At 68.9% G+C, this 12733-nt stretch carries 11 protein-coding genes; all 11 read right to left on the bottom strand.

The genetic code is table 11. The annotated features are described in order from the left end of the window. Positions 1–3: 3 nt before the first annotated feature. The 11 genes from MRBLWH10_RS05155 to mraZ all read right to left on the bottom strand — a co-directional run bounded on the left by MRBLWH10_RS05155 (position 4) and on the right by mraZ (position 12513). Positions 4–924, bottom strand: coding sequence for an FtsQ-type POTRA domain-containing protein (locus MRBLWH10_RS05155; RefSeq protein ID WP_341941884.1), 921 nt, complete (start codon positions 922–924; stop codon positions 4–6). Between the two features lie 4 nt (positions 925–928). Beyond that, complete coding sequence (murC, locus tag MRBLWH10_RS05150) at positions 929–2329, bottom strand: UDP-N-acetylmuramate--L-alanine ligase (protein ID WP_341941883.1); 1401 nt, start codon at positions 2327–2329, stop codon at positions 929–931. A gap of 12 nt (positions 2330–2341) precedes the next feature. Continuing rightward, entirely contained in the window at positions 2342–3421 is a 1080-nt protein-coding gene (locus tag MRBLWH10_RS05145) for a UDP-N-acetylglucosamine--N-acetylmuramyl-(pentapeptide) pyrophosphoryl-undecaprenol N-acetylglucosamine transferase (RefSeq protein WP_341941882.1), read from the bottom strand. Then, entirely contained in the window at positions 3418–4623 is a 1206-nt protein-coding gene (gene ftsW, locus MRBLWH10_RS05140) for a putative lipid II flippase FtsW (RefSeq protein WP_105676468.1), read from the bottom strand. The genes MRBLWH10_RS05145 and ftsW overlap by 4 nt, the downstream gene beginning before the upstream one ends. Further along, the gene (gene murD, locus MRBLWH10_RS05135; RefSeq protein WP_341941881.1) at positions 4592–6124 is read right to left on the bottom strand and encodes a UDP-N-acetylmuramoyl-L-alanine--D-glutamate ligase; all 1533 of its coding nucleotides are present in this window, start codon (positions 6122–6124) and stop codon (positions 4592–4594) included. Before murD ends, ftsW begins: the two co-directional genes overlap by 32 nt. Then, positions 6114–7226, bottom strand: a complete 1113-nt coding sequence (gene mraY, locus MRBLWH10_RS05130) for a phospho-N-acetylmuramoyl-pentapeptide-transferase (protein WP_105676471.1) — start codon at positions 7224–7226, stop codon at positions 6114–6116. The genes murD and mraY overlap by 11 nt, the downstream gene beginning before the upstream one ends. Further along, entirely contained in the window at positions 7223–8635 is a 1413-nt protein-coding gene (gene murF / locus MRBLWH10_RS05125; protein ID WP_341941880.1) for a UDP-N-acetylmuramoyl-tripeptide--D-alanyl-D-alanine ligase, read from the bottom strand. Before murF ends, mraY begins: the two co-directional genes overlap by 4 nt. Before the next feature lie 31 nt (positions 8636–8666). Continuing rightward, positions 8667–10445 carry a penicillin-binding protein 2 gene (locus MRBLWH10_RS05120; protein WP_341941879.1) on the bottom strand — a complete coding sequence of 593 codons (1779 nt, stop codon included), beginning with the start codon at positions 10443–10445 and terminating at the stop codon, positions 8667–8669. A 32-nt stretch (positions 10446–10477) separates the two neighbouring features. Continuing rightward, on the bottom strand, positions 10478–11044 hold the full coding sequence (locus MRBLWH10_RS05115; RefSeq protein ID WP_105676475.1) for a hypothetical protein: 567 nt from the start codon (positions 11042–11044) through the stop codon (positions 10478–10480). Beyond that, positions 11041–11979: a 16S rRNA (cytosine(1402)-N(4))-methyltransferase RsmH gene (gene rsmH / locus MRBLWH10_RS05110; RefSeq protein ID WP_341941878.1), complete on the bottom strand. Its 939-nt coding sequence runs from the start codon at positions 11977–11979 to the stop codon at positions 11041–11043. The genes MRBLWH10_RS05115 and rsmH overlap by 4 nt, the downstream gene beginning before the upstream one ends. A gap of 102 nt (positions 11980–12081) precedes the next feature. After that, positions 12082–12513, bottom strand: coding sequence for a division/cell wall cluster transcriptional repressor MraZ (gene mraZ / locus MRBLWH10_RS05105; protein ID WP_105676477.1), 432 nt, complete (start codon positions 12511–12513; stop codon positions 12082–12084). Positions 12514–12733: the final 220 nt, after the last annotated feature.

The raw sequence follows: 12733 nt of genomic DNA, 5'->3' as shown, positions 1-12733 counted from the left end.
CGGTCAGCCGATGACGGCGACGTGCGGCGAGGTGACGTCGATCGATGCGGCGCCGGGGTTCGCGGCCATCGCGGCTGCGAGTGCCAGGCCCTTCAGCGCCGACTCGTCGGAGCTCCCCCAGATGACCGTGAGCCCGCTGTTCAGCGTGAGGGTCACGTCGTCCGCCGTGCTCGCACGAACCCCCGTCAGCGCAGCCCGGACATCGGCGGGGAGGGACCGGATGACGAGCCCCGTGCTCTCGAACGCGCGGGAGTCGATGCCACCTTCGATATCGAGCAGCGGCTGCCCCGGGGGCTGATCCGTCGTCGTCGCGAGGGCGACCCCTGCCGCATCGACGAGGGTGTACCCGGCGTCGGAGCGGATGACGCCGATCGGCGTGCGCTCGACGATCCGGACCGTCAGATCGTTCGGCGGCTTCGCCTCGAGCGCATACGTCTCGATGAGGGGGAACGCGAGGAGAGCGGCCTTGACCTCGCTCGTGCTGACCAGCGCCAGCGGCGTGCCGATCTGGTCCGCGAGCGCGGCCTCGACGGCAGCCGGGTCCAGCGTCGTCGCGCCGACCACCGTGATGCGCTGCACCGCGAACAGGGGGCTGTACGCCGCGGCGACGCTGCCGCCGATGAGCAGCAGCACGGCGCCGATCACGCTGAGCCAGATGATCCTGCGGCGCCGGGAGCGCTGAGTGAAGCGGCGGATCTCGGCGCGGAGCGCCTTGCGACGAGCGCGAGCAGCGCGCCAGACGTCGCGCGCCGATGTCGGCTGCACCTCGGGCTCCTGCCCCGAGCTCGTCTCGTCGACGTCGTTCAGGTCTTCGGATGCGGCATCCGCCTCTGCACGCCCCCGGATGCGGGAGACCGGCCGCAGCGGTGTCTCCTTCTCGTCCGGGTTCTCCCGCGCGGCCGGGAGCGGAGCGGGGCGACGCATCGGCTCAGTCCTCTGACGACGCGCGCAGAGACTCGAGGACCTGCGGGATGATCTGGTACACGTTGCCGCATCCGAGAGTGACCACGAAGTCGCCGTCTCGTGCGACGCTCGCCGTGTAGTCGGCCGCCTGCTGCCAGTCGGCGACGTAGTGCACGTTGCCCTGATCCTGGAAGGCGTCGCTGACGAGCTCGCCCGTCACGCCGGGCACCGGGTCTTCGCGCGCCCCGTACACGTCGAGCATGACGGTGTGGTCGGCGTAGTGCTCGAGGACCTCGGCGAACTCGCGGAACATGTGCTGCGTGCGCGAGTACGTGTGCGGCTGCTGGATCGCGATGACACGTCCGCCGTCGGCGATGGAACGCATCGCCTCGAGCGCGGCGCGCACCTCGGTCGGGTGGTGCGAGTAGTCGTCGTAGACGGACACGCCCCGCTCGACGCCGTGCTTCTCGAGGCGGCGAACCGTGCCGGCGAAGCCCTCGACGGCACGGGCGGACTCCTCGAGGCCGTAGCCGAGTGCGCCCAGCACCGCGATGGCGCCCGCGGCGTTGATCGCATTGTGCAGCCCCGGGACCGCGAGCTGCAGCCAGACGCTGTCGTCACCGCGCGTGATCGTCGCGGCGACCGGCCCCGCGGCGACGACGTCGGAGACGCGCACGTCGGCGTCGTCGGCCTGCCCGAACGTGATGACGTTGCGGTGCGAGAGGCCCGCACCCACGCGCAGAGCGCCAGCGTCGTCGCTGGAGATCACGACGGCCTCGGACGCGGCATCGGCGAACCGCACGAAGGCGTCGTGGAAGGCCTCGTCGGAGCCGTAGTGGTCGAGGTGATCGGGGTCGACGTTCGTGATGAGAGCCACCGCGGTGTCGTACAGCAGGAAGGTGCCGTCGGACTCGTCGGCCTCGATGACGAAGAGGTCGTCCGCTCCGGTGGCGCTGGAGAGGCCGAGCTGCTCGATCACACCGCCGTTGACGAAGTTGGGGTCGGCGCCCAGGGCCTGCAGGGCCGTCACGATCATGCCGGTCGAGGTGGTCTTGCCGTGGGCCCCAGCGACCGAGACCAGTCGACGCTTGTCGATGAGCCAGTGCAGGGCCTGCGAACGGTGGATGACGTGCAGCCCGCGCTCCTTGGCGAGGAGGAACTCCGGGTTCTCCGGCCAGATCGCTCCGGTGTGCACCACGGTGTCGGCGTCGCCCAGGTGGGCGGCGTCGTGTCCGACGTGCACGGTGGCCCCTGCCGCGGCGAGGGCGCGCAGGTTGTCGCTGTCCGCACGGTCGGAACCGGAGACGCGGATGCCGGCATCGAGGAACATCCGGGCGAGGCCGCTCATACCGGAACCGCCGATGCCGATGAAGTGCGCGGAGGTGATGTTCTCGGGGATCGGGAGGGAGAGGTCGGGTCTGATCATGTCCGTCTCAGTTTAGTTCGAGGCGTCGAGCGCGCGGTCGACGAGGGCGATGACGTTGTCGGTGCCGCTGCGGGTTCCGACGCGCTCCGCGGCCGCGGCCATGCGCGCGATCCGCCCGGGGTCGCCGAGGAGCGGCACGACGATGCGGCGCACAGCGTCGGCGTCGAAGGTGGGGTCGTCCAGCAGCTCAGCGGCGCCTGCGGCCACAGCGGAGGCGGCGTTGAGGCGCTGTTCCCCGTTGCCCACCGAGTACGGCACGTAGAGTGCGGGGATGCCGAGGGCGCTCACCTCGCTCACGGTCGCGGCTCCGGAGCGGGAGACGATCAGATCGGCCAGGGCGAACGCGAGGTCCATTCGGTCGACGTAGCGCCGCAGCGCGTATCCGGGCACGCCGGGGTCCGCCAGGTCGCTGCGCTCCCCCGTGACGTGCAGCAGCTGCCACCCGGACGCGAGGATGTCGCCCCACGAGCCCGCCAGCGCCTCGTTGAGACGCTGCGCCCCGAGCGATCCGCCGAAGACGAGGAGCACGGGACGGGATTCGTCGAGGCCGAAGTACTCGGCGGCCTCGGCGCGGCGGGCGGCGCGATCGAGCTCGATGACCTCGCGGCGCAGCGGCATGCCCACCACTTCGCTCCCCCGCAGCGGGGTGCCGTCGAAGGCGACTCCCGTCGCGGCGGCACGGCGTGCGCCGAGCACGTTCGCGAGTCCGGGCTTCGCGTTGGCCTCGTGCACGACGAACGGAACGCCTTCTCGGCGCGCCGCCACGTAGGCCGGAGCCGAGGCGTAGCCGCCGAAGCCGACCACGACGTCGACGCTGTGCGTCCGGATGTGCTCCCGCACCTGTGCGATCGCACGGCGGAAGCGTCCGGGGAACGCGAGAGCCTGCCCGTTCGGACGACGAGGGAACGGCACCTTGGCGACGATCAGCAGCTCGTAGCCGCGGGCGGGGACGAGACGGGCCTCGAGGCCTTCGGCCGTGCCCAGCACCAGGACGGATGCGTCGGCGTCCCGCTCGCGCAGCCCATCGGCGACGGCGAGCAGGGGATTGACATGGCCGGCGGTGCCCCCGCCGGCGAGAAGGTACGTGGTCACCGTGTGACTTTACCCCGCTCGGCTGCGGGGATCGTGCGCGCGAAGGCCAGCAGCACCCCGCACGCGATGAGCACGGCGAGCAGCGCCGTACCGCCCTGCGACATGAAGGGCAGCGGCACGCCCATGACCGGGAAGAGCCCGATCACGACGCCGATGTTGAAGATCGCCTGGCCGACGATCCACACCGTGATTCCGCCGGCGGCGACCCGGATGAACGGATCCTGCGTCTTGCGGATGATGTGGAACACGCCGACAGCGAAGGTGGCGAACAGGGCGAGCACCACAAGGCATCCGATGAGCCCGAGCTCCTCGCCGACGATCGCGAAGATGAAGTCGTTTCCGGCGGCCGGCAACCAGCCGTACTTCTCCTGGGAGTTGCCGAGTCCGACGCCGAAGATCCCCCCGGATGCCATTCCCCACATGCCGTGGATCGACTGGTAGCAGTCGCCGGTGTAGTTGTTCATGTCGGAGCAGACCGCGGTGATGCGGCGCATGCGGTCGGTGCTGGTCACTGCGAGGAGAACCACCGAGAGCACGCCGAGCAGCACCGGGATGATGAACAGCCGCAGCTTCACCCCGGAGAAGAACAGACAGCCGAGGAGGATGAGCACGAGCACCATCGCCGTGCCCAGGTCTTTGCCTGCGAGGACCGTGCCGATCGCCAGCGCCCCGACCGGAACGACCGGGATGAACACCTGATGCCAGGTGCCGAGCATGGTCCGCTTGCGCAGCAGCACGTAGGCGATCCAGAGAGCGAGAGCGAGCTTGAGGAACTCCGAGGGCTGGAGGGTGAAACCTCCGACGAGAATCCAGTTCCTGTTGCCGCCGTCGGCCTTGCCGAGTGGGGTGAAGACCAACAACTGAAGTGCGATGGCGCCGAACAGGGCGGGCCACGCCATCTTCTTGATGAAGTCGATCGGGAACCGTGAGATGACGAACATCAGCGGGATGCCGAGCACCGCGAAGATGCCCTGTCGGAGCGCGCCGTCCATGGGGTTCTCGCCCTTGGATACGGCGACGGCGCTCGTCGCCGACAGCACCATCACCAGGCCGAAGATCGTGAGCAGCAGAGCCGTCGACGCGATCATCATGAACTCGGTCGACACCGGGGTGAACCGCCGACCGAGCGAGACCCTGGCGGCGAGACCGCGCGACTCGGAGCGCGCGGGATCAGAGCGAGGTGTGCGAGCCACCTGCGTCATCGGTGCTCCCCCGGTCGATCCATTCCCGCACCGCTTCGGCGAAGCGGTGGCCGCGATCCGCGTAGCTGGAGAACTGATCGAAGGATGCCGCGGCGGGGGCCAGCAGTACGGTGCCCTCGTCGACGATCCCCGCAGCGATCTCCACGACGCGGTTCATGACCTGTCCAGTCTCGCCAGCATCCACCTCGAACACCGGCACCGTCGGCGCGTGTCGCCGGAATGCCGCGACGACGGCCTCGCGCTCGACGCCGATCACCACGGCCGCACGGGCGGTGCCGCCCACGTCGGCGACCAGCTCAGCGATGTCGACGCCCTTGAGATCGCCGCCGACCACCCAGACCGCGCCGGGGTAGGCGCGCAGGGACGACGCCGCTGCGTGCGGGTTCGTGGCCTTGGAGTCGTCGACCCACGTGATGCCCGCGTGCCGCGCGATCACCTGGATGCGGTGGGCGTCCAGACGGAACCTCTGCAGCGCGGAGTGGATCGCCTCGGGCTCCACGCCGAGGGACCGAGCGAGCGCGCTCGCGGCGAGGATGTTCTGCACGATGTGCGGCGCGGCGAGGCCGACATCGTCGAGATCTCGCAGGGTCGTGAGCTCGAGGGCGCTGCGCGCGCGATCGTCGAGGAAGGCCCTGTCGACGAGCAGTCCCTCCACGACGCCGAGGTCGCTGGGGCCGGGGGTGCCGAGGTCGAAGCCGATCGCTCGCGCCCCCTCGATCACATCGGCGTCCTCGACCATCCGCCTCGTCGCCTCATCCGCCTTGTTGTAGACGCACGCGACCCTGGTGTTGCGGTACACGTACGACTTCGCCTCGCGATAGGCGTCGGCGCTGCCGTGCCAGACGAGGTGGTCGTCGGCGAGGTTCAGGCACACCGATGCGTACGGGTACAGCTGGCCCTCCGCGCTCGACTGGCCGATGTACCAGAGCTGGTGACTGGAGAGCTCCACGACGAGCACGTCGAACCCGGCGGGGTCGCGCACGGCGTCGAGCACGGGCACTCCGATGTTGCCGCACGGCGCGGCTCGCAGCCCGCCCTCGACGAGGAGGGAAGCCGTGAGCTGCGTCGTCGTGGTCTTGCCGTTCGTGCCCGTGATCAGGACCCACTCTGCCGGAGTGCCATCGACACGGGTCACCTTGTCGCGCACGCGCCAGGCGAGTTCGATGTCGCCCCAGATGGCGATCCCCGACTCCTGCGCCCAGCGGATCACCGGATGCGACGGAGAGAACCCCGGCGAGGCGATCACGACGTCGGCGTCGAAGCTCTCGAGCGCCTCGGGCACCTCGGAGAGGGAGCCCAGCTCGAGGCGCGCGCCGATCACCGGGAGCAGTCGCGCGTACTCCTCCTCGGCGGACTCGCTGAGGACGAGGACGTCGGCGCCCAGCTCGGCGAGGGTGTCGGCGACGGAGAAGCCGGTCATCGACAGTCCGAGCACGGCGACCCGCAGACCGGACCAGTCGGAGTGCCAGCTCGTCAGAGTCGAGAGGCGCTCAGCTGACACGCGTCAGCCACTCCACGTAGAACAGGCCCACCGCCGTCACCGCGAGGAGTCCGGCGATGATCCACATCCGCACGACGATCGTGACCTCGGACCAGCCGCGCATCTCGAGGTGGTGGTGGAAGGGACTCATGAGGAAGAGCCTCTTGCCGCGCGTGATCTTGAAGTAGGTGCGCTGCAGGATGACCGAGCCCGAGGACAGCACGAAGACGCCGGCGATCACGAACAGGAGCAGCTCGGTGCGGGTGAGGATCGCCATCGCAGTGATCACGCCGCCGATCGCCATCGAACCGACGTCACCCATGAACACCTTGGCCTTGGGGGCGTTCCACCACAGGAAGCCGATGAGGCCGGCGGCGAAGGCGGCGGCGACGATCGCGAGGTCCAGCGGATCGCGCACCTCGTAGCAGCCTCCGAGGGCGGCCTTCTCGATCGACTCGCCGACGCAGGACTGCTGGAACTGTCGGAAGGAGATGAGGCCGTAGGCGCCGACGACGATGATGCCGGCGCCGGCCGCGAGGCCGTCGAGCCCGTCGGTGAGGTTCACGCTGTTCGACGTGGCGACGCCGATCACAGAGATCCAGACGAGGTAGAGCGCCCAGCCGATGACAGCGGCGAACGCGAAGAAGTTGAGCCACGGGATGTCGCGGAACAGCGAGACGGCCCCGGATGCCGGGGTCTGCCCTGCGTGGTTCGGGAAGTTGAGCGCGACGATGCCGAAGGGCACGATGACGAGCAGCTGTCCGATCACCTTGCGCCAGCCCGACAGGCCGAGGCTGCGCTGACTGCGGACCTTCATGTAGTCGTCGATGAACCCCACGACGCCGAAGCCGACCATGAGCCAGATCACCAGGATCGACGAGAGCGCGGGGACCCGCCCGCCGGCGAAGACACCGGCGAAGTAGCCGACCATGGTGCCGACGATGAAGATCACGCCGCCCATCGTCGGGGTGCCGCGCTTGGCCTCGTGGCTGGGGTTCTCGACCGCCTCGGGGGTGCGGATGACCTGCCCCCATCCCCACTTCCGGAAGAGTCTCAGGAAGACGGGGGTCAGGAACAGGGTGAAGGCGAGCGAGATCGCCGCCGCGATGATGAGAGACCTCACGAGAACAATTCTCCCAGACGATCGCCGAGATGCCTGAGGCCTACGGAGTTTGATGACTTCACGAGGACCCTGTCCCCGTCGCGCAGCTCGGTGCGCAGATACTCGAATGCCGCATCCTGATCGGGCAGATGCACGGCCTCGCTGTCCCATGACCCCTCGCCGACGGCGGAGAGATACAGCCGACGCGCCTCGGGTCCGACCACGACGATGCGCTGGATGTTGAGTCGCACCGCGAGCAGGCCGATGCGGTCGTGCTCCTCGCCCGCGGTCTCGCCGAGCTCGCTCATCGCGCCGAGGACCGCGACCGTGCGCTCCCCCGGTCCGGTGATCTGAGCGAGGGTCCTCAGGGCGGCCGCCATCGAGTCGGGGCTCGCGTTGTAGGCGTCGTTGATGATGCGGATGCTGTCGTTGCCCATCGGCTGCATGCGCCAGCGCTCGGCGATGTCGAGCGTCTCCAGGCGGGCGATCGCATCGGCGGCCGGGATGCCGAGTGCTCCGGCTGCCGCGATCGCGGCGAGGGCGTTGCTGATGTGATGGGCTCCGAGCACGCGCAGGTGCAGCGGCATCCGCTGTCCGTCCGCCTCGATGATGCAGGAGGTGCCGGATGCCGACACGACGAGGTCGTGGGCCCGCACGTCTGCCGCAGCCGTCTGGCCGAAGCCGATGACGGTCATGCCGCGGGACTCGGCGAGCTCGCGCATCGCTGCGACGCGCGGGTCGTCGAGGTTGAGCACGGCGACCCCGTTCGGCGTCGCCGCGGCGACCAGCTCCGCTTTGGCCTTGGCGGTCTCCTCGATGCCTCCGAAGCCGCCCGCATGCGCCATGCCGACCATGAGGACGACGGCGACGTCGGGCTCGACGAGTCCCGCGAGACGCGCGATGCTGCCGGGAGCGGCAGCCCCGAACTCGCTGACCAAGTACCGGGTGCTCTCCGTGACGCGCAGCATCGTCACCGGCGCTCCGACCTCGTTGTTGTACGAGTTGATCGGGGCGACCGTCTCGCCCTCGTCCGAGACGATGCGCGCGAGGAAGTTCTTCGTCGTGGTCTTGCCGTTGGATCCGGTGATGCCGACGATCTTGAGATCTCCCCCCGCGCGCACGCGCGAGATGACCTCACGGGCGAGGTCGGCGAGGGCGGCGACGGCGTCGGCCACGACGATCTGCGAGACCGGCTCGTCCACGGGATGCTCGACGATGGCGAGGCGGGCGCCCGCGGTCACGGCCGCGCCGACGAAGCGGTGGCCGTCGGTCTCGGCGCCGGGCTTGGCGACGAAGATCGACCCCGCGGACATCGTGCGGGAGTCGGTGTCGACGACACCGTCCAGGACGGTCTCCGCCGTATCGGTTCCGATGAGGCGCAGCTCACCGCCGAGGATGGCGGCGATCTCAGCGAGCGACAGGGCGATCATGACATCTCCAGGCGCGGCATGGGGGTGCCGGCTATTCGAACTTGGGAAGAAGGGCGTCCATGGGGACGGTCGAGGGCATCACGCGGTAGGTCTTCATCACCTGCGTCATCGCCTTCTGGAAGGCGGATGCCGTCGCAGCGGACGATGTAACTCTAGTCGGCTGGTCGAGAGTGACGATCACGACGTACTGCGGATCGTCGACCGGCGCGAAGCCCACCATGCTGGTGTAGTAGACGCCCGACTTGTAGCCGCCGTTGCCGTCGGGGATCTGCGCGGTGCCGGTCTTGCTGGTCACCCGGTAGCCGGGAACCTTGATCCGCTCGGCGTTGCCGCCCTGCACCGCGACGTTCTCCAGCATGCGCGTGAGCTCCGCAGCCGTCTCCGGCTTGATGATCTGCTCCTTCTTCGGCGCGGCCGCCTCGTGCACGGTGCCGTCGGCGTCGGTGCACGACTCGATGAGCGAGAGGTCGATCTTCTCCCCGCCGTTCGCGATGGCCTGGTATGCGCCGGCGATCTGCGGAGCGGTGACGGTGAAGTGCTGGCCGAAGGTCGTGGTGTACAGCGACTGGTTGTCCCATTCGCTGGTGGGGTGCAGTTCGCCGCTGGACTCGGCCGGGAATCCGACGGTCGGTGTGCCGACGCCGAAGCGCTGCAGGTAGTCGTAGCGCACGTCGGGGCTGACCATGGTGCCGAACTTCGACAGCGCGACGTTCGAGGAGTCGATCAGAGCCCCTGCGAGCGTGTAGTTGTAGGTCGGGTGCACGAAGGCGTCGTTGATGACGGCTCCGTTCTCGAACTTCTCCTTCGAGGAGGCGGTGACGGTGGGGCTGGTCGGCGTCACTCCGGCGTTCTCCATGATCGCCGCAGCCGTGACCGCCTTGAACGTCGAACCGGGCTCGAAGGGGTAGGTGAAGAGCTTGCTGCCCCAGGTGCTCGGCGCGGACGCATCGAGGTCGTTGGGGTCCATCGTTGGCCACTCGGCGGCGACGCGGATCTTGCCGGTCTTGACGTCGACGACGGTGACGGTGCCGCCCTGTGCTCCCTGAGCCTGCGCCTCTTCCGCGATCATCTGCGTCATGTACCACTGCAGATCGCTGTTGATCGTGAGCTGCACTGTGCCGCCGTTCACCGCATCCACCGTGCGCTCGCTGCCGGGGATCACGACGCCGTCCATGCCCTTGCGGTAGCTCTTCTCACCATTGCTGGGAGCGAGGCACTGTCCCTCCATCTTCTCGACGCCGGCCTGAGCCGTGCCGGAGCCGTCGAGGTAGCCGAGCAGGTTGCCCGCGACAGCGCCGTTCGGATACACCCGCTTCTCGCGCTTCTCGAAGTGGAGGTACGGCAACTTGAGTGCGCGCAGCTGCGTGTGCTGTTCGGCGTTCATGCTCTTGGCGAGCTGGTACCACTGCGTGTCGGGGTTCTCCGCCTGAGCGGCGGCGACGCCTGCGCGCAGCTCGTCGGCGTTCAGGCCCATGATCTCGGCGATCTTCGTGGAGGCCTCGGCCCACGGGAGCTTCGGCGGGTTCTTCTCGTTGTCCTCCACCGTCTTCATCGCCTTCGGGTCCATGACGTAGTCGTAGACCGTGACGCTCTCGGCGAGCACCGTGCCGTCGGCGTCCACGATGTCCCCGCGCTGCCCGGGGATGGAGTCTCCCTCGCCGAGATACTTCAGCGACTGGTTGACGTGCTCGTCGGCGCTCACGACCTGGATGTCGACCAGGCGCACGATGAACACGCAGAGGATCGACAGGATGACGGCGAGTGCGACGACGGTGCGTCGCCGGGGACTCCGGGTGGCTCGTGTCGTCATGGACTCTCTCCGTCAGATGGTGGTCGTGGGTGTCAGTGGGTCGTGGGGCTGGGAAGGCCGTCGGTGATCGCCGGCGGCAGCTGCTCTGTGGGCGTCGTCGCGTCCTCGGTCACGGGGCCGTCGGTCGCGTCGTTCGTCGGCGCCTGCAACAGGGAGTTGCTCACCGCTCCCGCTCCGTTCGGATCGACCGTCGAGGCCCATCCCGCCCCGGTGCCCGCACCGATCACGGCGCCGTCGCTGAGCCGCAGGTACGAAGGAGCGCCCGCCACGACCATGCCGAGAGCGGAGGCGCCCGTCGCCAGCGCCTGCGGGGAGCTCACTCCGGTGAGCTCCTCCTGCAGCGCCTGCGTGCGCAGGTTCAGATCCCCCTGCTGCGACGACAGAGAGGCCAGCGTGAAGGAGTCCTGGGTGATCGCGAGCGAGAGCCCGATCTGCGCGGCGCCGATCGCCATCGCTCCCCCGAGCGCGACGAGCGCGTAGGCGAGTTTCGGCTTGCGTCGAGCCCGCGGCGCGGTGACCGGCTCGAGACGCGCACGGGGCGCCCGAGACGGCGCCTCGGGGGCGACCTTGGGCGTGCGGACGACGGCGTTCAGACTCATGCGCTCTCCCGCACCTTCTCGGCTGCGCGCAGCCGTACCGGGATCGCACGCGGATTGCGCGCGCGCTCCTCGTCGTCGGCGAGCTCTGCTCCCCGCGTGATGATGCGGAACTTCGGTGCGTGCTCGGGAAGCTCGACCGGCAGCCCCTTCGGAGCGGTGGATGCCGCGCCCGCCGCGAACGCCTGCTTGACCAGGCGGTCTTCGAGGGACTGATAGGACATGACCACGATCCGCCCGCCGACCGCGAGCGCGTCCATCGCGGAGGGGATGGCGTCGGCGAGCACGTTGAGCTCGGCGTTCACCTCGATCCGCAGCGCCTGGAACACCCGCTTTGCGGGGTGACCCGCGCGCTGAGCGGCCGCCGGTGTCGCGGCGATGAGGATCTCGACGAGCTCTCCCGATCGGGTGATCGGCTGCTTCTGCCGCGCGTCGATGATGAAGCGCGCGTAACGGCCGGCCAGCTTCTCCTCGCCGTACCGCTCGAAGATGCGACGGAGGTTGCCCTCGTTGTAGGTCGCGATGACCTCGGCGGCGGTGATGCCCTTCGTCTGATCCATGCGCATGTCCAGCGGCGCATCCTTCGAGTACGCGAAGCCGCGCTCGGCCTCGTCGAGCTGCAGGGAGGAGACGCCGAGGTCGAACAGGATGCCCGCGGCGCCCTGCGCGTGCAGGCCGATCTCGTCGTAGACCGTGTGCACGAGGGTGATGCGGTCTTTGAAGCGCGCGAGCCGCTCCCCCGCGATGCGGAGGGCGTCGGTGTCGCGGTCGAGACCCACGAGGCGGATGTTCGGGAACCGCTCGAGCAGAGCCTCGGAGTGCCCGCCCATCCCGAGGGTGGCGTCGACGAGCACCGCTCCGTCCGCCTGGAGGGCGGGAGCGAGCAGCTCGATGCAGCGCTCGAGCAGGACGGGGGTGTGTATGTCTCGGAGGTTCATGATCTTTCTCGGGGTGACCTTCGGCTCTGATCCCCCTCCGCTGCTCGACCCGGCACCGGGGAAGTGTGTCGGGGCGGGAGCGGCGGGGCATCACAGCCGTGGTCAGAAGAGTCCCGGAATCACCTCCTGCTCCAGCTCGGAGTAGGTCTCCTCGCCGGCGGCGAGGTAGGTGTTCCAGCTCTCGGCGTCCCAGATCTCGGCGTGTGCGCCGACACCGGTGACGATGAGCTCCTTCTGAAGCCCGGCGTACTGACGCAGGTGAGCGGGGATGGTGATGCGGTTCTGGCTGTCGGGCATCTCCGCACTCGCACCGGAGAGGAACAGGCGCATGAAGTCGCGCGCCTGCTTGTTGGCGAGCGGCGCCTGACGGATCCGCTCGTGCATGGACTCGAACTCGGCCGTGCTGAAGACGTAGAGGCAGCGCTCCTGACCACGGGTGACGACGATGCCGCCGCCCAGGTCCTCGCGGAACTTCGCGGGCAGGATGACCCGCCCTTTGTCGTCCAGCTTCGGTGAGTGCGTACCCAGCAGCATCGGCCATCACCCCCTCTCCGTCCGGCCAACTCGAGGTGCGCCCCACTTTACTCCACTTCCCTCCACTTTCCTACGACAATTCGGTGAAATACCAGCATCGTCCGATCAAGGCACCCCGAGATTCCGCGGAAAGACGCGGTGGAGGAGAGTGGAGTGCCAGTGGAGGACGGGTGGAAGCCCGTGGAGGACAGCTCCAGCCCCCTAGCGGACACAAAAAGGC

The organism is Microbacterium sp. LWH10-1.2 (assembly GCF_038397765.1).
Lineage (GTDB): Bacteria > Actinomycetota > Actinomycetes > Actinomycetales > Microbacteriaceae > Microbacterium > Microbacterium natoriense.
This window is presented reverse-complemented; position numbering and strand designations above follow the sequence as displayed.